This is a genomic window from Paenibacillus sp. TY11 (assembly GCF_059772165.1).
The window spans coordinates 172536-194074 of the sequence record NZ_JCBAIQ010000005.1 but is presented as its reverse complement, the minus strand read 5'-3'; the positions used below and the strand labels follow the sequence as shown (position 1 = coordinate 194074).

At 45.4% G+C, this 21539-nt stretch carries 22 protein-coding genes and 1 pseudogene; 11 read left to right on the top strand and 12 right to left on the bottom strand.

The window, feature by feature from the left end:
* Position 1: 1 nt before the first annotated feature.
* On the top strand, positions 2-1030 hold the full coding sequence (locus tag AC6EJC_RS07245; protein WP_444953368.1) for a LacI family DNA-binding transcriptional regulator: 1029 nt from the start codon (positions 2-4) through the stop codon (positions 1028-1030).
* Between the two features lie 113 nt (positions 1031-1143).
* Here AC6EJC_RS07245 and AC6EJC_RS07240 read toward each other — a convergent pair whose 3' ends face one another.
* Positions 1144-2049: an NAD(P)/FAD-dependent oxidoreductase gene (locus AC6EJC_RS07240; protein WP_444953367.1), complete on the bottom strand. Its 906-nt coding sequence runs from the start codon at positions 2047-2049 to the stop codon at positions 1144-1146.
* Positions 2050-2161: 112 nt separating this feature from the next.
* Positions 2162-2560 (bottom strand): Rrf2 family transcriptional regulator, encoded by a 399-nt coding sequence (locus AC6EJC_RS07235; RefSeq protein ID WP_444953366.1) that lies wholly within the window; start codon positions 2558-2560, stop codon positions 2162-2164.
* A 199-nt stretch (positions 2561-2759) separates the two neighbouring features.
* Here AC6EJC_RS07235 and AC6EJC_RS07230 point away from each other — a divergent pair, with 199 nt between their 5' ends.
* The 6 genes from AC6EJC_RS07230 (at position 2760) to AC6EJC_RS07205 (ending at position 9582) form a co-directional block, all read left to right on the top strand.
* The gene (locus tag AC6EJC_RS07230; RefSeq protein ID WP_444953365.1) at positions 2760-4685 is read left to right on the top strand and encodes a BglG family transcription antiterminator; all 1926 of its coding nucleotides are present in this window, start codon (positions 2760-2762) and stop codon (positions 4683-4685) included.
* A 323-nt stretch (positions 4686-5008) separates the two neighbouring features.
* Positions 5009-5332 carry a PTS lactose/cellobiose transporter subunit IIA gene (locus AC6EJC_RS07225; RefSeq protein ID WP_444953430.1) on the top strand — a complete coding sequence of 108 codons (324 nt, stop codon included), beginning with the start codon at positions 5009-5011 and terminating at the stop codon, positions 5330-5332.
* A gap of 18 nt (positions 5333-5350) precedes the next feature.
* The gene (locus AC6EJC_RS07220) at positions 5351-6646 is read left to right on the top strand and encodes a PTS sugar transporter subunit IIC (RefSeq protein WP_134912936.1); all 1296 of its coding nucleotides are present in this window, start codon (positions 5351-5353) and stop codon (positions 6644-6646) included.
* Between the two features lie 91 nt (positions 6647-6737).
* On the top strand, positions 6738-7796 hold the full coding sequence (uxuA, locus tag AC6EJC_RS07215; protein ID WP_444953429.1) for a mannonate dehydratase: 1059 nt from the start codon (positions 6738-6740) through the stop codon (positions 7794-7796).
* Positions 7789-9225, top strand: coding sequence for a glycoside hydrolase family 1 protein (locus AC6EJC_RS07210; RefSeq protein ID WP_444953364.1), 1437 nt, complete (start codon positions 7789-7791; stop codon positions 9223-9225). The genes uxuA and AC6EJC_RS07210 overlap by 8 nt, the downstream gene beginning before the upstream one ends.
* 30 nt (positions 9226-9255) lie before the next feature.
* Positions 9256-9582: a PTS sugar transporter subunit IIB gene (locus AC6EJC_RS07205; RefSeq protein WP_444953363.1), complete on the top strand. Its 327-nt coding sequence runs from the start codon at positions 9256-9258 to the stop codon at positions 9580-9582.
* A 527-nt stretch (positions 9583-10109) separates the two neighbouring features.
* Here the strand turns inward: AC6EJC_RS07205 and AC6EJC_RS07200 are convergent.
* Positions 10110-10769 carry a type 1 glutamine amidotransferase domain-containing protein gene (locus AC6EJC_RS07200; protein ID WP_444953362.1) on the bottom strand — a complete coding sequence of 220 codons (660 nt, stop codon included), beginning with the start codon at positions 10767-10769 and terminating at the stop codon, positions 10110-10112.
* 126 nt (positions 10770-10895) lie between these two features.
* Positions 10896-11690, bottom strand: a complete 795-nt coding sequence (locus AC6EJC_RS07195; protein WP_444953361.1) for an SDR family NAD(P)-dependent oxidoreductase — start codon at positions 11688-11690, stop codon at positions 10896-10898.
* A 149-nt stretch (positions 11691-11839) separates the two neighbouring features.
* Here AC6EJC_RS07195 and AC6EJC_RS07190 point away from each other — a divergent pair, with 149 nt between their 5' ends.
* Positions 11840-12196 (top strand): winged helix-turn-helix transcriptional regulator, encoded by a 357-nt coding sequence (locus AC6EJC_RS07190; protein ID WP_229526747.1) that lies wholly within the window; start codon positions 11840-11842, stop codon positions 12194-12196.
* 150 nt (positions 12197-12346) lie between these two features.
* Here the strand turns inward: AC6EJC_RS07190 and AC6EJC_RS07185 are convergent, their stop codons facing one another.
* A complete protein-coding gene (locus AC6EJC_RS07185; protein WP_444953360.1) occupies positions 12347-13141 on the bottom strand; it encodes an SDR family NAD(P)-dependent oxidoreductase in 795 nt (264 codons plus the stop codon).
* Between the two features lie 324 nt (positions 13142-13465).
* Here AC6EJC_RS07185 and AC6EJC_RS07180 point away from each other — a divergent pair.
* Positions 13466-13984, top strand: a pseudogene (locus AC6EJC_RS07180) (MFS transporter); the annotation flags it as partial.
* A 182-nt stretch (positions 13985-14166) separates the two neighbouring features.
* Here the strand turns inward: AC6EJC_RS07180 and AC6EJC_RS07175 are convergent.
* The 3 genes from AC6EJC_RS07175 to AC6EJC_RS07165 form a co-directional block, all read right to left on the bottom strand.
* Complete coding sequence (locus AC6EJC_RS07175) at positions 14167-15096, bottom strand: NAD-dependent epimerase/dehydratase family protein (protein WP_444953359.1); 930 nt, start codon at positions 15094-15096, stop codon at positions 14167-14169.
* 131 nt (positions 15097-15227) lie between these two features.
* Positions 15228-15854 (bottom strand): DUF1796 family putative cysteine peptidase, encoded by a 627-nt coding sequence (locus AC6EJC_RS07170; protein WP_444953358.1) that lies wholly within the window; start codon positions 15852-15854, stop codon positions 15228-15230.
* Positions 15847-16494, bottom strand: a complete 648-nt coding sequence (locus tag AC6EJC_RS07165) for a DUF1796 family putative cysteine peptidase (protein ID WP_444953357.1) — start codon at positions 16492-16494, stop codon at positions 15847-15849. Before AC6EJC_RS07165 ends, AC6EJC_RS07170 begins: the two co-directional genes overlap by 8 nt.
* Before the next feature lie 243 nt (positions 16495-16737).
* On the opposite strand from AC6EJC_RS07165, the gene AC6EJC_RS07160 reads away from it, so the two are divergent.
* Together AC6EJC_RS07160 and AC6EJC_RS07155 are read left to right on the top strand one after the other, a co-directional pair.
* Complete coding sequence (locus tag AC6EJC_RS07160; protein WP_444953356.1) at positions 16738-17085, top strand: hypothetical protein; 348 nt, start codon at positions 16738-16740, stop codon at positions 17083-17085.
* A 25-nt stretch (positions 17086-17110) separates the two neighbouring features.
* Positions 17111-17533 carry a hypothetical protein gene (locus AC6EJC_RS07155; RefSeq protein ID WP_444953355.1) on the top strand — a complete coding sequence of 141 codons (423 nt, stop codon included), beginning with the start codon at positions 17111-17113 and terminating at the stop codon, positions 17531-17533.
* Between the two features lie 66 nt (positions 17534-17599).
* On the opposite strand, the gene AC6EJC_RS07150 is transcribed toward AC6EJC_RS07155, so the two are convergent.
* The 4 genes from AC6EJC_RS07150 to AC6EJC_RS07135 are packed head-to-tail and all read right to left on the bottom strand — an operon-like array spanning position 17600 to position 21517.
* Positions 17600-17773 (bottom strand): hypothetical protein, encoded by a 174-nt coding sequence (locus tag AC6EJC_RS07150; RefSeq protein WP_444953354.1) that lies wholly within the window; start codon positions 17771-17773, stop codon positions 17600-17602.
* A 22-nt stretch (positions 17774-17795) separates the two neighbouring features.
* Entirely contained in the window at positions 17796-19016 is a 1221-nt protein-coding gene (locus tag AC6EJC_RS07145; protein ID WP_444953353.1) for a glycosyltransferase family 4 protein, read from the bottom strand.
* A gap of 33 nt (positions 19017-19049) precedes the next feature.
* Positions 19050-20276 (bottom strand): sialidase family protein, encoded by a 1227-nt coding sequence (locus tag AC6EJC_RS07140; RefSeq protein WP_444953352.1) that lies wholly within the window; start codon positions 20274-20276, stop codon positions 19050-19052.
* Positions 20276-21517: an exo-alpha-sialidase gene (locus tag AC6EJC_RS07135; RefSeq protein ID WP_444953351.1), complete on the bottom strand. Its 1242-nt coding sequence runs from the start codon at positions 21515-21517 to the stop codon at positions 20276-20278. The genes AC6EJC_RS07140 and AC6EJC_RS07135 overlap by 1 nt, the downstream gene beginning before the upstream one ends.
* Positions 21518-21539 lie beyond the last annotated feature (22 nt).

Sequence of the window (21539 nt, the reverse complement as noted above, 5' to 3'; positions counted from 1 at the left end):
ATTGAAAATTGATGATATTGCAAGGCTTGCAGGTGTTTCGAAATCTGCTGTTTCTCTTGCTTTTAATAACAAACCCGGAGTCAGTGAAGAAACTAAGGAGCACATTCTAAAAATTGCCCAAGAGCATGGATATAAACCACGCACTATGAAGACCAGCAAGGAAATCATTAAAAATCATCATGTGATTCGCTTTGTGGCCTGTAAAAATACAGACATCGTAACAGAGCATTATGATTCACTTCCATTTTTCAATGAATTAATTCATCATATTACCAATCAGGTGAGAGAACATGGAAATACTTTGATTTTTTCGTCTTTTGATAGCCATAACCTTGAAGAAGAATTATCTGCTTTGGAAAAAGATCAGCCTTCTTCAGGTATACTTCTGCTTGGCACCAATTTAACTTCCGAGATTATTCATTCCATACAATCCATTCATTCCAATATCGTGATTTTGGATACGTGCTTTGAACACGTCGATGCCAGTTTTGTATCCATTAATAACTATCTTGGCGGGTATCAGGCAGGCCAATATTTAATTCAGTCGGGACACAGAAATATAGGATACGTACAATCCAGTACCAGAATTCTTAACTTTAAAAAACGAAAGGAAGGGTTTATGGCGGCTTTAGAGGAGCACAATCTTTCTATAGAAAATGGGCTTACATTTGATATGCATCCCATGCTTGTGATGTCACAGGACACATTTAAAACAGCTATTCATGAATCGAATGAGCTCCCTTCGGCCCTATTTTGCGAAAATGATTATATGGCAATCAGTGCCATAAAAACGTTTCAGGAAATGAACATTCGAGTGCCTGAACAAATTTCCGTCATGGGATTTGATAATATTCATGAGGCCAAGGTCATTAGCCCGGAACTCACAACCATTCACGTGAAAAAGGATATTTTGGCCCGAACTGCTGTAAACTTGCTTATGGAGAGGCTTAACAACAAGCAGGAGCATCATACTCAGGTTCTCGTGAATACAGAGGTTATTGAAAGAAGATCTTGTTTAGTCTCAGAATGACCTATGATCATTGGTTTATTATTGTTTGCTGTCTCTATGATTTTAGAATAAAGCCGCCGTGTAGGCGGCCTTTTCTATCATCGGATTCCACACTGGAACCTTCCAATTTCTCATCATTCTTTGAAATCTTCCTCGGTCAAATCCATATTTACGCTCGCAGCAGTTCGACTGCCGTCGGCCGCGGCAAAAATCAATTGAGAAGGCATGAAATACGAAGAATCCCCCGCAGCATATACACCAGGTATGGAGGTTCTTCCCGCTTCATCTGTCTTGATCCCGCCCGACTCCGTCCTTTCACAGCCCAAACGTTCTCCAAACGGTGCACTTTGAACAAATTGAGGACTCACGAAGCCGCCGACCCTCGGGACTTGAGTGCCATCCGTAAATCGCATATGCTCAAGCTGTCCATTGTGACCGATGAACGCCGCAACAGGTTGCTCCATTACCACAATTCCCTTGGATTGAAGCCGTTCTTTTTGCTCGTCAGACAGGGATGCTTGACCGTTCGTGCAGACGATCAAATCCTTACTCCAATTGAGGAGTAGTTTGGCTGTATGATATATAGCCGACGATTCAGAGACGAGGACAAGCGGTTGATCCCGCAACTCCCAGCCGTCGCAATAAGGGCAATTAAACAAACTTTTCCCGTATAACGGATAAAAACCTTCGATCTCAGGGAATATCTCCTTTACGCCCGTCGCCAATATCAATTTTCGCGCTTGAACGCGAAGGCCTGACGAATCAAGCACCTCAAATCCGGATTCTTTTTTCGTAATCGAAATAACCTCGGTTTGCAGATGATGGACAGACGGATAACGCAGCACTTCCTCGTAAGCTACGCGGCGGAACTCGGCCGGCGTTACGCCGTCTCTCGTAATAAAACCGTGCGACGCATGCGTAACAGCATTTCTGGGCCGATTATTATCAATCAAAGCCACACTTCTCCTTGCCCTGCCAAGCACGAGGGCTGCATTCAATCCGGCGGGCCCTCCGCCAATAATAGCGCAATCGTACAGCAAAACATCCAACTCCTTTTAAAAGATATTAAAGACTTTTTATATCTGTAAATAAAACAAAAAAACGCTTCACATCACTGGCAACCACCCTCTTTCTATATAAAATCGCTTATCTTTAAACTTGCGTTTGCTTTTGAGCCAAATCGACCAATTTCGTATTTTTAAGATGGCGTTCCATTTTCTCCTCTGCTTCCCTCATTACAGCTTGAATCACGCATTCCGATCCGTGGACAAAATCACATTCAAACAAAGAATTCGTCCCTTCAATGGCATGGATAATATCCAAAAAGGTAATATCATCTTTATTACGGGATAGGCGATAGCCTCCATTGGCTCCAGAAATCGATTCGATCATTCCAGCTTTCACAAGCCTCGTCAAAATTTTTGAAAGATAGGTTGGTGAAACATTTTGGGATTCGGCCAATTGCTGAACACCTACCGGCTTGACCGACGAATCCGTAACGAGCATGAGCATAGTGTGCAGAGCATAATTTGTTGCTTTTGTAAATTTCATAACTACACCTCAATTAAAGACTTATTGTATCTACTATATCTCCGAAGCTGCTGGTGAGTCAAGTTACGCCTTTTCACAAAAAAATGTGCGTCAGTACAGAAACCATCATCTAGGATTCACGCTGTTGTCAATCCTTCTTTTGGTTACGCTCTAACCGTTGTATACTGTTCATCAGAACAGCTAAGAAAGGGGGCTCGTTTTGCGTATTTTTGATATTCTTCGTATATTGGTTGCTGAACAGATGGTCAACGGAGAACACTTGGCAAATGCATTGAAGGTATCCTCTCGAACCATACGAACGGATCTAAAGGAATTGGGTGCGCTGTTGTCAAAGCATGGAGCAGCAGTCAAACCCCTTAAAGGAACAGGCTACAAGTTAGAGATTCATGACGAACAAAAATTTCATCATCTGCTGAAGCAATTAAAGGATCATGAAAATAATGTGCCCTATCCATTAGCGAATTCTTCTGAAGCCAGAAATCGTTTTTTAATGAAAAAGCTGTTGCTTACCAATGCATATGTCAAACTTGATGATTTGGCTGAGACCCTGTTTGTCAGTCGGTCTACTTTACAGAATGACCTCAAAGAACTGCGCAAGTTACTGGCAACTTACGGACTATCCCTGGAGAACAGACCTCATCATGGTATTCGAGTCAAAGGGAATGAGGCCAAGCTGCGTTATTGCATTTCCGACTATATATTCAGTAGGACAGATGAAATAGGCGAGCAGCAGATGTCCCACCCTCCTTTGATCTCTAACGAAGAGATGGAATTCATAAGAGAAGTGATTCTGGATCGTATTGAGTTCAATGATATTCAGTTGTCGGACATTGCCCTGAACAATCTGGTCATTCATATCGCCATAGCATGTAAGCGCATTCGTGAAGAAAGATATGTTTCGTATTATCCTCAGGAGATGAAAAAAATTGAAGCGCAGAAAGAGTTTAGGGTGGCGACTGAGATCGTATCTGCTTTGGAAGAAAACATGAAGCACTCCTTTCCACTTGTTGAAGTTGCGTACATTGCTGTACACCTGCTGGGTGTAAGGACCGTCGTTAGTGCCCATATGGATGAAGTGGAGATTAAAAAGATCATTGATAAAGATATCTACGAATTGACTATAGAAATACTGGACCAAATTGATCAGCAGTTGAAAATGAACATTCAAAACGATCAAGAATTGCTGATTGCTTTTTGCCTTCACCTCAAACCGGTCATTAACCGTTATCAATACGGAATGAATTTGCGTAATCCTATGCTGGATGAAATCAAAGCCAATTATCCGCTTGCCTTTGAAGCAGGTATCATTGCTGCGGAAGTCATTAAGCAGCGGCTTCATATACACATCGAGGAAAATGAAATTGGGTATTTAGCCATTCATATCGGAGTCGCGATGGAAAGAAAGAAAATGGAGGACGCACCCAAAAGGTGTATGATCGTATGTGCTTCTGGACTCGGCAGCGCAAAGCTGCTGTATTATAAGCTTCAATCGGTCTTCGGTTCCAGGTTGGATATCGTGGGAACCACTGAATTTTATAAGCTCAAACAAATGCCGTTGGATACACTGGACTTTGTCATTAGTACGATCCCCATTTCAGAACCGCTCTCTATACCCATGATCCATGTGAATACATTTTTGGGTGGTTCCGATATTACTAAAATTGAGCAAGCCATTTCTGAGGCAAGACTTCCTGCTGTGCAGTATGTACGAAAAAAATTGGTCTTTCTTCAGCAGAAGTTTGATAACAAACTCCAAGTGCTTGAATTTATAGCCGAAAAAATACACGAAGCAGATCTTGTAAAAGGCCCCCTGCTGCAATCTGTGATAGAGCGTGAAGCCGTTTCCCCCACTTCATTTGGCAACTTTGTCGCGATCCCGCATCCGATGGAACCTTTCGCTGATTCCACGTTTTGGGCCATCTGTACATTACAAAAAGCTATCGATTGGGATGGCAAGCCGGTACAGTTGATTTGTATGCTCTGTATACAGCGCGCCAAATCGGAAGATTTACAGAATATGTATAATATTTTGCTTGAAATCTTAAATAATGAAAAGCTCGTCCAGCAGCTTATTCGCTGCAAAACATACACGGAATTCGTAGAAGTGTTGCATAAAAATAGTTGAACATAGGAGTATGTAAAAACGGAGAAATCTGAAGCCTACATGGCTGGGTTTCTCCTTTCTTTATGTTTAATGATGGAGATATCATGTAGAAAGAACGATTTATTTCCGTTAAGAAGAGGAAATAATGTGCGTTATGTTGAAAGCGATTCCAAATTATAATAAGCATACGGCAGAAACGCCAAAACACAGTAAAGCAAATACACATGCATAAGGAGAGCCCACGAAGTATAGGTTGGCGTATGCTCAAAAAGACAGCTATTGAAAGGAGTCAAGATCACGTGAATAATGATGAAACTACAGAGCACGACGTGAGCATGGAGGACATGGATGATACAGAAATTGTATTCCAAATTATATTATACGCTGGGAATGCACGCAGCTCGGCCATGGAGGCGATTGAGCTTGCAAAGGCGGGAAAGTTTCGGGAAGCCAAAGAAGAATTAGCCTCAGCTAAAAAAGAACTGGTGTCCTCTCACAAAATTCAAACCAGAATCATCCGTAAGGAAGCAGCGGGTGAAAAAACAGAAATGTCGGTCATGATGGTACATGCTCAAGATCATTTGATGAATGCCATCACCATTCGCGATATGGCCTCAGAGTTTGTAGAACTGTATGAACGCATTGATCAATTCGTACCAAAATCGTAGAGGGAGGGGCGCTATCCCATGGCTTTCAAAGACAAACTGGTCGATGGCCTCACATCAGTGGCAAATGCAATCAACAATTTTAAATACATTATAGCGATCAAATCAGCTTTTATCACATTAATGCCTGTTATTATTGTCGGTGCCTTTGCTGTACTGATTTCCAATATGGTCATGGACCCGGTAAATGGTCTGGCCCATTTTAAGCCGTTCTCATTTCTGGCTGAGTACAAACCGATTTTCTCAGGCATTAACTATGCCAGCTTGAATATCCTTACCATCCTGGCTATTTTCATGATTGGTCTGGAGCTAGGAAAAATTAACGGAGAGAAAAATCTCTTCCCTGGGTTACTGGCTGTGATCTGTTTTATATCTGTGACACCAACCACAATAGAGTTGATGGTTAATGGAGAAATGCAAAAAGTAACGGATGTCATAGCCCGTCAATTTACGGATACCAAGAGCTTGTTTTTAGGTATTTTCATAAGTATTCTATCCGTTGAGCTGTATAGCAAACTGGGCAAGTCTGATAAGCTAAAAATTAAAATGCCTGAAAGTGTTCCCAGCAATGTGGCCGTTTCTTTCTCTGCACTCATTCCAACCATCATTACGGTGACTGTCTTCTCGATGCTCGGATTCTTCTTTCATAAGTTTACGGGGCTCTACCTGTACGATGCTGTCTATAATGTGGTGCAAAAACCTCTAGAGACCGTGGTACAAGGACTGCCGGGTATACTGGTGCTGATGCTGGTTGCGCAAATCTTCTGGGTGATCGGTATTCACGGGAACCAAATGGTAAAGCCAATTCGTGAACCCCTGCTGCTTGGAGCGATTACCGTCAACATGACTGCTTATGAGCAAGGACTGCCAATTCCGAACATTATTACGATGCCTTTCTGGGACGTATACATGAGTATCGGTGGTTCAGGGATTACGCTGGCCCTTTTGATTTGTATTATGATCGCTTCCAAGCGTGAGGATATGAAGGAAATTACAAAGCTTTCGTTTGGCCCGGGTCTGTTTAATATTAATGAGCCTGTCATTTTCGGACTTCCGATTATGTTGAATCCATTGATGGCTATCCCTTTCATTATTACTCCGCTCATCACAGGAACGATTGGTTACTTTTCCACGTTGCTTGGATTTGCAGGTAAAGCCGTCGTCATGGTTCCATGGACGACTCCGCCTATTATTAATGCATACCTATCTACAGGTGGAAGTATTGGCGCCGTCGTAACTCAGATTATTTGTATTGTCGTAGCGATTATCATCTATTTCCCGTTCGTCAAAATTGCCAACAAGCGAACGGCTGAATAATGCGCTACTATAGAAATACATCATTCAATTGAAAGCGTATTCTTGGCAGATTCAGGTTAGTGATAATTTTTAAAGGAAGAAGCTGATCATGATGAAAATGACTTTTCGGTGGTATGGCGAGCAGGATTCCATTCCACTCTCCTACATCCGACATGTCCCCTACATCAAAGGGATTGTAAGCGCCGTTTACACCGTTCCTCCCGGAGAGGTATGGCCTTTGGACCGTATTACTGCTCTCAATCAGCAAATTGAGGAAGCAGGACTTACATTTGAAGTCGTGGAAAGCGTTCCAGTGCATGAAGCGATCAAGCTGGGGCTCCCCACCAGAGATAACTATATTGCCAACTATAAAGAAACGCTGAGAAGACTGGGTGATACCGGGGTAAAAGTAGTTTGCTACAATTTCATGCCTGCCTTTGACTGGTTCCGTACTGTCATCGACAAGCCCCTTCCCGACGGTTCGTTGACCTTGGCCTTCTCGGGGGGAGAACTGAAAAAGATTGAGCCGATCATTGCTGACTTTACGCTTCCAGGTTGGGATTTATCATATCCAAAGAAAGAGCTCCCTGCATTGATGAAGCAGTATAAACAACTGGGAGCCGAAGGAATCTGGGAGAATCTAGCTTATTTTCTGGCAGAAGTGATTCCCGTAGCCGAAGAGGCCGGTGTGAAAATGGCTATCCATCCGGATGATCCGCCATGGCCTGTTCTGGGTCTGCCGCGTATTCTTAGCAAGGAAGCGGATTTTGACCGTCTGCTGGAGCTTCAACCCAGCGTGCATAACGGTATTACCTTTTGCAGTGGCTCGCTAGGCAGCTCTTCAGACAATGATTTACCCAGAATGCTAGACAAATATGCCGCGCAGAAACGGATTCATTTTGTTCACCTGCGTAATGTCCAACGTTATCCCAACGGTGATTTTGAAGAGTCCGCACATCTGTCTGAATCCGGCAGCATAGATATGGCGGAGCTGATTCATATCCTGCATCGTCATCAGTTTGAAGGGTATGTAAGACCTGACCACGGAAGAATGATCTGGGGAGAGCAAGGAAAGCCGGGTTATGGACTGTATGACCGCGCACTGGGAGCAGCCTACTTAACAGGCCTTTGGGAATCTATAGAACGAAAAGGAGAAGCATGTAATGGCTAAACATACGATACAAATTCCGCCGAATTTCATCATGGGTGCAGCGGCTTCCGCCTGGCAGACAGAGGGCTGGAGCGGTAAAAAAGAAGGTCAGGACTCCTATCTGGATTTATGGTACAAAAATGACCGCTATGTCTGGCACAATGGATATGGACCCGCGGGTGCAACCAACTTTTATAATCGTTATGCCGAGGATATTGCGCTGATGAAGCAGATTGGCCTGACCCATTATCGTACTTCTATTAATTGGTCCCGCTTCTTAACAGATTATGAGAATGTTGTGGTGGATGAAATGTATGCGGATTATATGGGCCGGGTCATTGACGAGTTGATTGCAAGCGGGGTCGAGCCGATGATTTGTCTGGAGCACTACGAGGTACCCGCCTATCTGATGGACAAATATGAGGGCTGGTCTTCCAAGCATGTGGTGGAGCTGTTTGTGAAATATGCGGAGAAGGTTTTGGAACGGTTCGGGGATCGGGTCAAACACTGGTTTACGTTTAATGAGCCCATTGTTGTACAGACTCGTGTCTATCTGGATGCCCTTCGCTATCCCTATGAACAAAATACGCGGAAGTGGATGCAATGGAATTATAATAAAACGCTGGCAACCGCGAAATGCGTACAACTTTTCAAAGCAAAAAACTATAGTCAGAACGGGGCTAAAATAGGCGTTATTCTGAATCCCGAAGTCACCTATGCCCGATCCAGCGCCCCTCATGATCAGTACGCAGCGCATGTGTATGATTTATTTTACAATCGAGTATTTCTGGACCCGCTTATTAAAGGCGAGTATCCGCAAGAATTGTTCGATCTCATGAGCAAGCATGATATTGCATTTGAAGCGACAACGGTAGAACTGACAGTGATTAAGGAAAATACCGTTGACTACGTCGGGATCAATCTCTATTATCCCCATCGGGTCAAAGCACAGAGTAAAGCGTGGAACGAAAATATTCCCTTCCACCCCTCTTACTACTATGAGCATTTCGATCTTCCGGGTAAAAGAATGAACAAGTCACGGGGCTGGGAAATTTATCCTAAAATCATTTACGATATGGGGATGCGTATCAAGACTGAATATAACAATATCGAGTGGTTTGTCGCGGAAAATGGTATGGGCATTGAGAATGAAGTTGCCTTCAAAAATGAGGAACACATCATTCAGGACGACTATCGTATTCATTTTATAACTGAGCATTTATACTACACGTTACAAGCTGTAGAAGCGGGCTCCAACTGTACAGGTTATATGCTGTGGGCCTTTACAGACAACGTTTCTCCTATGAATGCTTTTAAAAATCGCTATGGACTGGTAGAAATTAACCTGGAGAATGATCGAAGTCGGCATTTGAAGAAATCGGGCTACTGGTATCAAGCTGCTATCAAGAACCGCTTGTTTGTTGCTGATCTGGATGAAGAGTATAAGTAATTAAAAATGAATTTCTGGAGGCGCTCAAATATGAAAAAAATTATTCTGGCCTGTGCTGCGGGTATGTCCACATCCATTCTGGTTTCCAAGATGAAAAAAGAAGCAGCAGCAAGATCCATAGAGCTGAACATCGAAGCCATCCCCGAAAGCACCATTAAGGAAGAGCTGGAAGGCATTAAAGATTCTGTGATTGCTATTTTGCTCGGACCTCAAGTGCGGATGCGTAAAAAGGCAGTAACCGAAATTGCAGCACCCTATGGTATCCCTGTAGATGTCATTGACACGTTGGCTTACGGTAGAGGAAACGGTGCAGCTGTCCTGGATCAAGCCTTGAAGCTGGCTGGCGAGAACTTATAATTTCTATTCAAATTAAAAAGAGGCTGAGAGTTTTCTCAGTCTCTTTCTTGAGTCGCTGTCAGGTGATAAAACACATAGGAACCAATTCGTAAAAAAAGAATGTGTGGAACCGCCAGGAATCAGCATAAAAAGAAAGTTAGAAACCAATATCGAACGGTACCATTGGACATTAAAAAATGACTCCTAATGAAATCAGAGTTATCTCATTGTGGCTTGATTAAGAATTATATACCCTGAACGTTATCCGGCGAAATCCAGAAAATTTTTATACAAAAAAGCGGCTCGCATCGATCCAGCGCGGCCGCTTTTGAAATCAAGCTATACAATTTTCGTCGTATTACTTTAAATTGCATTAGAGGCGATTGCTTTGTTTCTTTACCGTTCCCACAAATTTAAACAATCGCTTGGCAATTTCCGCCCGATTCAGTCCCTTTCCGTTTAGACCATCCCCCCTTTTTATAATTGTTTGATAGACATTTAGTAAGCTGTCCAGCCGTTATTGCCCAGGATAGTGATTTGCTATATCCTTATCGACCAATTTTCTTGATAACGGCCTCAGCAACTGCAATGGTTGATTTGGGGTTTTGGCCTGTAATCAGATTTCCGTCGATTTCAACGTGACTCGTCCAATTCGGAGCAGCGACATATATCGCTCCCAATTCTCGAATTTTACTTTCGAGCAGAAACGGCAAATCTGGTCTAAGCCCTGTCTGTTCTTCTTCAAGATTAGTAAAGGCGTTAACCCTTTTGCCAGCTACCAACGGTTCACCATTCGATAGACTTGCACCTACCAAACCGGCAGGTCCGTGGCAGACCGCAGCTACTATTTTGTTGCTTTCATAGAAGTGTCGCAGAAGCTGTTGAAGTTTTTCGTTGTTCGGCAGATCAAACATCGTGCCGTGTCCACCCGGAAGGAAAATAGCATCAAACTGGCTCTCTGATACCTCGTCTAGTGACACCGTGTTCGAGAGATGCTTTTGTGAATCCCAAATTTCTTTAGGCGTATTAGCATCAACACTAACTGGATCAACCGGTGCTTCGCCTCCGAGGGGACTGGCTACAACAACCTCATAACCTTGTTTGCTAAATGCTTGGTAGGCTTCGGCAAATTCGGATAACCAAATTCCCGTCGCTTTACCTGTTTTAATTTCAGATTGATTTGTCACAACCATCAATATTTTCACCATTTTCCTGGCCTCCTTAATATTTTCGGGTGAGTCAACCTCAATGTGTTATGTAAGAAACTCCGAAACCACTAAAGATGTGAGAATCGAAGCATCTTACATGTTGGGGTTAAAAAAGAACTATTAAAATTACATAATGGATTGGATAATACCGCCTTCGACGCGCTGGGCGATGCCATTGATAGCCGCGGCATTTACGGAGCTTAGAAAGACGATCGTATCGGCTACTTCCTCTACGGTGGCGAAACGCTGAATCAGGGAAGTAGGCGTGCTATCTTGGAAATACTCCCGGATGAAAGAATCTAGTTCTTGACCTTTCTCCGCCGCCAAGTCCGTAATAAATTTAGCAAATCCTTCCGTCCATGTTGGGCCTGGAAGCACAGAGTTAACGGTTACGCCAGTTCCTTTCGCCAACTCGGCCAATCCCCGAGAGAACGTAATGAGGGAAGTTTTGGAGACTCCATAAGGAATCAATTCAGGGTAAGGTTTAATGCCTGCTTCGCTGGCAAGATTGATAATGCGTCCCCAATTTCTCTCCATCATGCCAGGGAGAAATGCACGGGAAAGCCTTATAGCACTGAGTACATTGGTTTGGTAATAGTCCAGCCACTCCTCATCAGTAACATCTACAAAGGGTTTGACTTCGAAAACTCCTGTATTGTTAACTAGAACGTCCAACGAACCTATTTCGTTGACTTTTTCCACAAGAACTTGACTTTCTTCAGCCTTTGATACATCAGCTGCAATCCCATACACTGTGCCGAATGCCGCCAACTCCTCGGCGACTGCTTGAACACCTTTTTCAGTTCTGCCATTGATTATGACGCGAGCACCTTCCTGCAAAAAGCTCTTAGCTGTACCCTTTCCAATACCGCCAGTAGAGCCCGTAACAAGAACCAGTTTATTTTCTAATCCTAACTTCATATTATTACCTCCCAATTGATTTGTATTGACCAATTAATATCTCGTGATCATTGTAAAGTGATGAGAAAGAATAAAAAAGTATGTACTATTTAGTGCCATAAACACTTTGTGGTACTATAGGTACTAAAAAGTGCTCAGGGAGTGATTAAGTGAAGAAGTATAATATTCCGGTTGAGGCGGCGTTAGAGGTCATAGGAGGTAAGTGGAAAGTAGTCATTCTATGCCATTTGATCTTAGGCACAAGACGAACAAATCAGTTAAAAAAACTAATGCCGGGCATCACGCAAAAGATGCTCACTCAACAACTACGTGAACTCGAAAGTGATGGCGTGATTGAACGGAAAGTTTATAACCAAGTTCCACCGATGGTAGAGTATACATTAACGGAGTATGGATGGTCGCTTAAGGATATTCTGGATTCGTTGTGCAAGTGGGGCGAGCGGCATATTGTGAAAGTCCATGGAAACAAATATGAAGTCCTTGAAGAGAGTATACTGAACAAGTAACACAAGAGCACCCTGATCCTATCCTAGTAAGTCAATGTATTATTGAGATCATCACAAAAAGCAGGCCAACTGATGGCCTGCTTTTTGTGATTCGGTATGATGAGCAAGTTTCGATTAATTGATACGTTTTACCCAATTAGCTCATTGTTGTTAAATCATGTGCCGCACCAATCCTCCATCAACTCTCAGTACGGCGCCGTTTATAGCTGAAGATAAAGGACTACTTAGGAAGGTGACAAGATTAGCGATTTCCTCCGGTCTAATAAGCCTCTTAATGATAGAGGTTGGCCGACTTTCCGCCATAAACCTCTTTTCAGCTTCCTCCGCAGTCATTGTTTCATTAGGATAAAGAACCTTTAACATGGCTTCGACGCCTTCCGTAAGTGTAGACCCAGGCATAATTGTATTCACAGTCACCCTCGTTCCAGTAGTAAGTTCCGCCAAACTTCTGGAAATTGAAAGTTGCATTGCCTTCGTAGCGCTGTAATGAGCCATATCCGGAGGCGGTGTGATGGCAGCCTCGCTGCCGATAAATATGACTCGACCATCCTGTTTTTCGATCATTCGATGTAAGTAATGCCGGGAGAGTCGTACGCCGCTCATTATGTTGATCTCAAAAAATTTATACCAGTCGAGATCAGGTATTACAAAGAAATTGGCCGACTCGAAAATCCCTAAATTGTTGATCAAAATGTCAATCTCAGGATATTCCGAAATGATCTCCTCGCATCCTTGTTCCGTTCCCAGATCAGCGATCGCGGTTTCAAGAATTGCACCAGGATGGCAATGACGTATATCTTGGATCGTTTGAACAACTTTGTCCTCATGACGTCCATTAATTATGACATGTACGCCTTCCGCAGCCAGTGCGGCTGCGATGGCTTTTCCGATCCCGGACGTAGAGCCCGTAACTAGAGCTTTCTTGCCTTGAAGATGAAGTTCCATAATGATTCCTCCACAGAATGTAATATGGATGATTATCTAAGGCGTAAAATCCATGATTACCAAAAGATAGGGTCATCCATTATTATTATGAAGATTTGCGGAATTGTTGAGAAGTGCGTACTTTTTGGTGACATAGGTACTATGGAGTGCCTATCGAACTTAAAAGTGCTCTCTTGTAGCCGTAGAGAATTAGAGCATAATAAAAGAAGTCGACACCAATTCTTATAGCTAAAGGGCCCTTTTGGTTTACGGAATCTTAAAGGAGGAGTTTACATGATAACAGATGCTAGTGCTGTTGCAATTAAATAATCGAACTCACGAAGCATGCTAGCACTACTTGCCTTAGCTATCAGTGCATTTGGGATAGGTACTGCGGAGTTTATAAGCGTAGGGTTATTGTCTTCGATGGCAGATGATCTAAGTATTTCCGTAACTACGGCACTTTAACGGTTTCTCTTTATGCACTTGGAGCAACTATTGGGACTCCTATACTAACTGCCATAACATCTTACACCTAGAAAAACATTAATGCTATTATTATTGGTCGTTTTTGTACTTGGAAATTCAGTGGCTGCAATCTCTACAAATTTCACTATGCTATTAGTAGCGCGTATTATTACAGCATTGTCTCATGGAGTGTTTATGTCTATCGGCGCAACATTGGCAGCTAGTCCTGTGCCAGAGAATAAAAGGGCAAGTGCAATTGCCATCATGTTCACAGGGTTAACAGTTGCTACGATTACGGGAGTGCCAACTAAAGGTGCACCTGCTTCTTTGAGTGACATTTTTAAATTAGTCTCAAATGGGTGTCTGTTATTGGATAGTACGTATGTTTTTGTTATCCTACAATAATTAACTACTTAGGGAACAGCTGAGCTGCCGCTAGTCGTTCTTGAGGAGAGATGAGGATACACAATTAATAGTCATTCCCGATGATATCTCATCGGGAATGACTTCAGTGGTACCATATATTCTTTACTGGTTCCACACTTTATTATCACCAGACAGTCGCGCACTCTTTATCACTACATACCTTCTTTGCCTGAGCCCATACTGCTCACATACGTTTCCTTTAAACCGGCAGAGATGCCGTATAGCGGTTCCCAACGAAGCCAATGTCTGGCGACTGCGTTACTAAGACAGCTATGGTGAATGTCTCCCGCCCGCGCTGGTGAATACACAGGGCGGACAGACGAACCGTGCAGCTTTAGTAAATCGTAGGCCAATCGATTGATGGACGTCGTTCGTCCCGTACTTACATGAACCGTGCGTTGGTCCGCTGCATGTATAGCCGCCATATTCGCTCGGACTACATCCTTGACGTACACAAAGTCGCGGGTTTGCGTCCCGTCACCGTGAATGAGCAAGGGGCTTCCTTTTTTCAGTCGCTCCATAAAAAGAGCGACTACACCGCCCTCTCCCTTCGCGGCCTGACCGGGACCATACACATTACCGTAACGCAAAATCGTGTAGTTCATACCGTACAACCGATAAAAAAGCCGAATATACGATTCTGCGGTCAGCTTGGACAGTCCGTAGCCTGAAATGGGCTCCACGGGATCGTCTTCCTGAATACATTGCTTTTGCAGTTCTCCATATACGCCGGATGTGGACGCAAATATGAATTTCGACACACCGGCTTCATGACAAGCCTGCAACAGATGAATCGTCCCCAGCACATTCACATCCGCGTCCTCATCGGGTTGATGGATGGATTGTTGCACATCAGCCTGTGCGGCCAAGTGAAACACAATATCCGGGCTTTCCCGAATCAGCAGCGTCCTGACTTCAGAACTGCGAATATCCGCAATATGCATGACCGCGCGCGGGTCCACATTTGCGACATTCCCGGTCGTCAGATTATCCAGCACATGCACTCTGATGCCCGAGTCAGCAAGCGCACGTACCAGCTGGGAACCAATAAATCCGGCTCCCCCGGTGACCAAAGCCTTCACTAGCGCACCCTCCTTTTGAACCGAAGCATATGTCTTCCCTTCGCATCATGTTATGCGATGCCCTACAGCTTGGCGCAGGCACAAGCACAGTCCGAAGACAATCTATAGTGTCTCTCCAGAATCTCAGCACCTCAGACATGCAGCCTGACGTCTTCCAGCATATAACGCCACATCTCATCCTGACCGTTCCATATATCCTCAGGTGGCAGCGCCACTGAAACCAGCCGCTCCAGCCCCCAATCCAGCTCCGTCACACCATCAGTCCCTGTATAATCCACGTATAACAAGCGAAAATCATGTGCAATCATCTGTGACAACACATCATGTAGTTCTACCGCTTGCTCCCGACTGCCCCCGAGACGAACCAGCAGCAGACGGGACGCAAGCGCGAATTTCTCCAGCAGACGTGCGATACGGCGATCAAGCGTCGTTTTGAATGCAGGGTAGGAAGTCAGATGCTTAGATGTATTCTGGCTAACCGGAAAATGGTGTGCCGCTGTAATCTCATAGGACGCATCCTCGACCATGAAGTTATGGTCACCGTAATCATGCCCCGTGACACGCAGACTGTCATAATCCATAAAATTGGAAAAACGGGCGTCCAGCAAGCGACTGATCTGTGACAAGTTGCCGGAAATCATCCAGTCCAGCGGACCCGCATACGGACGCAGTCCGTTTTTATCCAGCTGAATGGAAGGCAAACAATGTCCTCCCAGACTGAATACAGCATCATAATCCCCCTGCAATCGCTCAAGCACGACGCCCTCCCCTTTCCGAAGACAAGGATATCCCCTCAAAAAGTGTGCGCCAGTGTGGATCACTCTTGTAATTCCATACATCGGCAAAAGGCATTTCCACCGCGCATACATGCGGAAGCTGCCAATCCACCTCCGTTAACTCCGTTACACCGGAGCAATTAACCACCAACAAATGAAATTCATTCGCTACCATGCCCGACAAAATACGTTCCAGTTCCTCTACTTCTTCATAGGTTCCCAGCATACGGACGAACAAGCTGCGCTTCGCCATCTGTGTTTTTGCAAAAAAACGTTCGATACGACGGTCTATCTTTTCCCTGAACTCGGGATAGGTCACCAGATCTGCGGATGTATTGCGCTCCTGCGGAAAATCATGTACCGAGATCACATTATAAGCAATATCTCTGACCATATAATTCAGTTGGCTCGTACCAACGACACTTAAATTAGGCAAATCCATAAATCCGGCAAACCGATTTTCAAGCAAGCGGTTCACATCGGACAGCGTGTCAGACATCATCCAATCCAGCACGCCGGCAAACGGCCGCAAACGGTTTTTTTCCAATTGAATGGCAGGTGTACAGTTTTGCCCCAGACTGAAGACCGCCTCATATTCTCCTGCCAGCTGTGCGAGTCTCATAGCCGTGCCTCCTTTTTTAATGCGACCCTTCTCTCACATCTTGCTCTACCCTTCTTCTGTAGTCGAAAAGGGGCTTCAGGCCGCAGATTGTTCCACTCTACATTACATGCACGGCACGGTGGAAAGGGTTGGACACCGATGCGCTTTTTGTCAAAGAGGCGTACAACTATCCAGTCCGACCCCGGCTATTTTTCATATGATATAAGGCTGGTAACCTAACGGAATTCAAGGAGGCATCATCATATGTCCGTGTTTCTTTTAACCGTCGATCATCATCTCGCTTACCACAGCGCCCATATACAATACTGCCATGTGACCTTTTTCAATCGTGAAAAGAGAGCCGTCGATGTGTTGCTGGAAATGGGGAATAGCAGTGGCGTTTTCCGACGGCATCTTCTTCGGTTGAGCCCTTCTCCCGAAGCTGGCTCTGTGCTAGAACTCAAGGATATGGAGACAGCCCAAAATCCTTTTTACCTGCGAGTGGTCACGAGTATTTACAATCCGGAAACGCTGTTTATCCTGGCTGAATTTGTGGAAAACGGGAACGTAGTCGCTAAGCGTACAGCCAGTCATTTTACCGTGATGCCCTAATGAACGGGCAGGGAGGGAAGAATGTATGTTGAAATATTCAGTACAAAACAAAGCTGAGGCAGGCACACATGCACTGCCTTTTCAGGTCACCGAACAGGAGAACGTGCTCTCTACGTTGATCATTCCTGCAAGTGAGTCTGAAGGACGTATTGTCATTGAAGCCTCTTTGGCATGGGGAAATCCGCTGCTCAACTGGGATATCGGGGAGCTGGATATTCGATTGCGTCGCAACGATGAGCAGGGACCTGTGCTGGATTGGTTGCAGGATTCTTGCTATCAGGAGGGATTTGCCGAGTTAAGTTATGAGGAAATGGGGAAACAGGCAGAGCCTTATGTATATTGCCTGACCGTGCAATCATCTGACCGCCGTGCTGTTATTACAGGACCGCTCATGATTCGAGGCTCGGTTTATGAAGATCGGATTGACGAAACCCTGGATGGACAATGAGCTGAAATGAACTAAAGGCAGGTGGGAGTTTTAAGCCCGACCTGCCTTTTTAAATTGTCTGTACTTTTATGGCGCGGGTTGTTTCAGACGTTCCAAAATGTCAGCGTCCGGCAGCTTATAATTTTCCGGCAACGAGGTGTTAATTCGGTTCCATGTTGCGTAATCGACCTTCAGATCCGGGTGCGACTGCTGGATTTCAAAAATACGGTTGTACAAGTCTCCAACGACAGGAAAAGTCATGCTCTCCCTCCTAACTATTGAATCAACGTACTTGATCAAGCGCTTGCCCATAAATATTCACGAGTCGTTCAATCATGACATCGAGAGACCAGTGCGCGGTCCCCCATGTTTTGGCACAATTCCCCATAGCTATCCGTACTTCATCCTGAGCCACCAAATGCTGCAAATGAGCTGCCAGCGTCTCTACATCGCCAACCGGGGAAACCAGTCCGGTGTGTTCATGCTTCACCATTTCCGGCAGTCCACCCGCATCCGATACCACTGCCGGAAGCCCCAAAACCTGTGCCTCCATGACCGAAAACGGCTGATTATCCTGTATGCTCGGATGAACAAAAAGATCCGCCAGTTGTAAAAGAGCAGGTACATCTTCACGATGCCCCAGAAAAACCACTTCTTCCTCCAGTCCCAGCTCCTTCGCCTGTGTTTGAAGTTCTTCCCTTTTATCTCCCTCCCCGACAATCCAGCAAACCCAGTCCGTACGTCGACCTTTCAGCAGTCCAAGAGCGCTTATTAAATAATGCAGCCCTTTGATATAGACTAGCCGCGAAGGACAAATCATAACTTTTTTCCCCTCAGGCCGTACCATGTCCGTTCCCTGGGCATGGACTTCCCAGAAGTGCTCGGTATCCAATCCGTATTGGAAAGTGACAATCTGCTGCTCAGGCACTTCGAACTCACGAACAAGCGTCTGTTTCATCCATTCTGTCGACGTAATTGTAATATCAGCGGATAGAGCGCCATAGTGCTCCAGCGCCCAATAATATTTCCACATCAAGGTCTCGCGATAACCTTCCTCATGATCCCGTTCCAAAGCCATCATGACTTCACGGGCAAGCGAGCCATGAATATTGGCCACCAATGCGCTATCCTTGCGTTTGACCCGGCTTAGAGCACGTGTCGCAATGACATCCTGCGTGTGAATGACATCGTACTGATCCACCCCAAAATACGCCGCCGCCAGCTCCATACAGTAGCGATCCTTTTCCACCGTCTGCACCCATGAATCCAAATGTAAAACAGGGACAGCCAATTCATTCAGCTTCGTGTCCAGCATGGGCAGCAGTTGAGCCTTCAGCAGTTCCTTGTCTTCAAAAACAATATGGTATTTAGGTGTATCCGGCCCGTTCCCCATCAAGTCTACCGTGTGACCCAGTAGCTCGAGCCTTCGTTTAATTTGCAGCATAAAGGGCCACACGCCACCCAAATGAGGAATCGGCCAGTACGTAGCCAACAAAATTTTCAAAACAGCCTCACCTCCTCTGTCTCGTACGCCAAGCTACATTCCGTTGCTCCCGTAAATTTGCTGGAAGCCCGATAATGCATCTGTCCAGACTGCAAAAAATCCGTTATTCGGCACGATCGTTACATCAATAAAATTACCGATCGTAACGACTGGAACCGGACTAATTCCGTTAGGATTAAAGGAGCTGTCTGTTATTCTGAGGTTCGTAAATGTATTCCCTCCGTCCGTTGATTCGGCCACAAATACGTCTAATAAAGAGGTCGTTATTTGATTGGTATAATATACGATCTTAATCACGCCAGTCACGGGCGAAACATCAATGGCCGGGAAAAAATGCTGTGCCCCTGCACTGGCCCCTGTCACGGATTGTGGTGCAGTCCAGCTCAATCCACCATCCAGCGACCGGGCGAGCAGTACATCCGCATACCCTGCCCGATTATCCTGCCAGACCGCATAAAGTGTACCCTGATTCGGGCTAGTAGAGCGATCCACGGCAATGTTGGCCGTCGGCAACACGTTAAAACCGAAACCAGCCACGGGCAGCGGGCTGGGAACCGGGACAACAGAAGACACAGGTAGCGAGGAACTGAAGGCCGTCCCTCCATTGAAGGACACAATGACCTGATATTGGTTAACAGGACTGGTCACAATGTACCCGACATAAATAACCCCCGTAATATTCACCGTGATTTCCCCACGCGTAATCTGATTGGAACCAGCAGTGAGCAACACGGGTGTATCCCACGTGATCCCCCCATCCTGTGAGCGCTGGAAAAACATGACCGATCCGCCGAAGAAGTCAGGATTGAACTGATGCGTATAACATAAATAGATGTTTCCGGTATAGGAGCTAACCTGAGATGTATCGAACTTCACACTTACCTCCACATTATTGACAAACGTACCATACCCTCGCTGGGCAATCACGGGTGCTTCAAATGTATTGCCATTGTCTCTGGACACGTAAGTAGCAATGGTACCGTTCAACCCGTCTGAGGTGAACACATGACAGGCTACGATGAACAAATTGGGAAAGCCATAACTGACACTATGAGACTCGGCTCCCACGAATCCGGCTGGAAGCGGTAAAAACTGCTGTGTAAAGGATACGCCACCGTTACCTGAACGGTACACCACCGTCAACGGCGGCCCTGTCGTAAAATCGATAGCCGCGCTCACGATGGTACCGTCGAGCAGATTGAAAGCTACACTAGGCTCCTGCGCAAGCCTTCCATTGGGCGTGAGCTGTACGTTCGGCATCAGGCTTCACCTCCCGGTACACCAGCAAAAATCGTCAGGCTGCCTGTGCGCGTATCCGTCCAGACGGCAAGGTAGCTGTTCGGCGGCACAATGGCTACATCAATATAGTCACCGATTAGCTCTGATTCGCCTCCACCGACATTCGGGTTAAATGAGGTCGTCGTCAGACGGCTGTTTACAAAGGAGTTGCCTCCATCTGACGATTGAGCGGTGAATACATCCAAATTAAAACCGTCCAATCGATTGGTGTAATATACGATAGCAATAAGCCCCGTCTTGGGCGACACCGAAATCGCAGGAAAGAAATTTTGCGAGCCGGGCGGGCTATCCGTCACGATGACCGGAGCACTCCAGGTTGTGCCGAAATTAAGTGATTTGGACATTAAAATATTGCTGTATCCCTGACCAAAGTCCTGCCAAACGGCATATAACGTATTTGTTGTGGAAGGCGCACCCGAGCAGTCCGCGGCCAAGCTGGGAAAATTCAATATCCGAAAGTTATAACCGGGAACGGGTAGGGGGTTTGGCACAAGCGTTATATTGGATACCAGTATATCCCCGCTAAAGGTAGCCCCCCCATCAAAGGATCGCCGGATAAAAAAAGCCGGCGTTTGCGGCCCCGTACGAATCCAGCTGACATAGACACTTCCAAATTTGTCGACCGCAGGCTCAGGTCGTTCCGTGGAGGATTGGATATTCGAAAGCAATAACGGGCGGTCCCAAGTTAAACCTCCATCGGTGGAACGCTGGTAGAAGGCCGCAGACCGGGCATTAAACTCTATATTGTATTGACGGTTATACGTGACATAGACATGCCCAAGATAGGGACTTGCCCCTGCATTATCCGTCGTAATATTGGTCCAGTCATTATTAATGTAATCTCCAAAGCCCGAATTAATGACCACCGGAGGATCAAAGGTTGCTCCATCGTCCGTAGAACGGTAGATCGCGACAGCCCCGTTCTCATTTCCCGGAAACACATGTGCCGATATGATAAAAATATTGGGGAAGAGATAAGCAACCATTCCTGCCTCGGCCCCTGTATATCCTGGTGGAATCGGCAGTAAAGAATTAGTCCAGTTCGCTCCAGCGTCCAATGAACGATACAGTCCAATGAGCGGGGGCCCGCTACTAAAGTCAACAGCGACAGCCACAACAATATTCGGATTCAACAAATTAACAGCGACACTGGGCTCAAATTTGGGCAAACCGCTGGGTGTTACCTGAAAATTAAAGGGCATCGTGAGCATTCCCTTCATTAGA

Coding starts and splice junctions, on each gene's coding strand:
- AC6EJC_RS07235 (WP_444953366.1), bottom strand. CDS start 2,560: ATGAAATTTACAAAAGCAACAAATTATGCTCTGCACACTATGCTCATG.
- AC6EJC_RS07225 (WP_444953430.1), top strand. CDS start 5,009: ATGGATGATACAGAAATTGTATTCCAAATTATATTATACGCTGGGAAT.
- AC6EJC_RS07220 (WP_134912936.1), top strand. CDS start 5,351: ATGGCTTTCAAAGACAAACTGGTCGATGGCCTCACATCAGTGGCAAAT.
- uxuA (WP_444953429.1), top strand. CDS start 6,738: ATGAAAATGACTTTTCGGTGGTATGGCGAGCAGGATTCCATTCCACTC.
- AC6EJC_RS07210 (WP_444953364.1), top strand. CDS start 7,789: ATGGCTAAACATACGATACAAATTCCGCCGAATTTCATCATGGGTGCA.
- AC6EJC_RS07205 (WP_444953363.1), top strand. CDS start 9,256: ATGAAAAAAATTATTCTGGCCTGTGCTGCGGGTATGTCCACATCCATT.
- AC6EJC_RS07200 (WP_444953362.1), bottom strand. CDS start 10,769: ATGGTGAAAATATTGATGGTTGTGACAAATCAATCTGAAATTAAAACA.
- AC6EJC_RS07195 (WP_444953361.1), bottom strand. CDS start 11,690: ATGAAGTTAGGATTAGAAAATAAACTGGTTCTTGTTACGGGCTCTACT.
- AC6EJC_RS07185 (WP_444953360.1), bottom strand. CDS start 13,141: ATGGAACTTCATCTTCAAGGCAAGAAAGCTCTAGTTACGGGCTCTACG.
- AC6EJC_RS07165 (WP_444953357.1), bottom strand. CDS start 16,494: ATGAGACTCGCACAGCTGGCAGGAGAATATGAGGCGGTCTTCAGTCTG.
- AC6EJC_RS07160 (WP_444953356.1), top strand. CDS start 16,738: ATGTCCGTGTTTCTTTTAACCGTCGATCATCATCTCGCTTACCACAGC.
- AC6EJC_RS07155 (WP_444953355.1), top strand. CDS start 17,111: ATGTTGAAATATTCAGTACAAAACAAAGCTGAGGCAGGCACACATGCA.
- AC6EJC_RS07150 (WP_444953354.1), bottom strand. CDS start 17,773: ATGACTTTTCCTGTCGTTGGAGACTTGTACAACCGTATTTTTGAAATC.
- AC6EJC_RS07140 (WP_444953352.1), bottom strand. CDS start 20,276: ATGCCGAACGTACAGCTCACGCCCAATGGAAGGCTTGCGCAGGAGCCT.
- AC6EJC_RS07135 (WP_444953351.1), bottom strand. CDS start 21,517: ATGCCCTTTAATTTTCAGGTAACACCCAGCGGTTTGCCCAAATTTGAG.